We start from the raw sequence: 876 nt of genomic DNA, 5'->3' as shown, positions 1-876 counted from the left end.
TTCGGCGCGATCGAACAACGTGTCTCGGAGCGCGACGAATGAATGCCCTCACTCGCTGGCGCCGCCGCGCCAGGCCGCGCCCAGTTCCTCGGGCGTCACCGCCACCGGCGCGAAGGCCGCGGGCGGCGCCGCGCCGTCGGCGCCGCTGCGCCAGGCGTTGGCCAGCAGCACCAGGCGCACGCCGTCGAGCGCGCGGTCGGCCGGCGTGCCGGCGTCGACGTCGCCGCTGACGACGGCCAGCTGCGGGCCGAAGTCCAGCCCCGGCAGCGCCTGTTCGAACAGCGCCTCGTCGTGCGCGCCCAGCAGCCCGTCGCCGGCCGCGGCGACGATGGCCGGCGCTTCGCGCAGCGCCGCCGGCGGCTCGATGCCGAGCGCGCGCAGCACCCGTTCGGCTGCGTCGGGATAGGCCGGCACCTCGGCCCAGTGGAAGGCCCGCGGCAGCGGCGCCAGGCACTGGCGGGGGTCGAAGGCGAAGGCGTGGCGCGCCTTGCCCTGGTTCAGTGCCGTGTACAGGTCCTCGAGCTGCGGGCTGAGGAAGTTCCAGTCGTCGAGCACCTGCTGCAGCCGGCCGGCGATGCCGGCGGCGAAATGGGCTTGCGTCAGGTCGCGCGAGACGACGGCGAGCTGGCCGTCGCGCGACCCGTCCTTCAGGGTGGCAAGTTTCATGAACGAGGGGGATCGGCTGGCGTTGCGGGTCTGGGCAGCATTGTCCGATGACTGCCCGAAGTGCCACCCGCCGCATCCGGCGTCTCGCCCTGGCCGCGCTGCTGGCGCTGGTCGCGGCGACGCATCTGCTGCTGCTGGCCGGCGCCGTCGAGCGCCCGGCGCACGGGCCGCGCGTGGCGGCGCTGGTCGTGCGCCGCATCGTCGTCGACG

Annotated in this window: 1 protein-coding gene; it reads right to left on the bottom strand. The window is 75.2% G+C overall.

Annotated features, from left to right (window positions below; all coding sequences use genetic code 11):
- Positions 1 to 48 precede the first annotated feature (48 nt).
- On the bottom strand, positions 49 to 666 hold the full coding sequence (locus CKO43_RS25510) for a hypothetical protein (protein ID WP_242481421.1): 618 nt from the start codon (positions 664 to 666) through the stop codon (positions 49 to 51).
- Positions 667 to 876 lie beyond the last annotated feature (210 nt).

This window comes from Rubrivivax gelatinosus, assembly GCF_016583785.1.
GTDB lineage: Bacteria > Pseudomonadota > Gammaproteobacteria > Burkholderiales > Burkholderiaceae_C > Rubrivivax > Rubrivivax gelatinosus_B.
The sequence above is the reverse complement of the archived record's forward strand: the minus strand, read 5'-3'. Positions and strand labels throughout refer to the sequence as shown.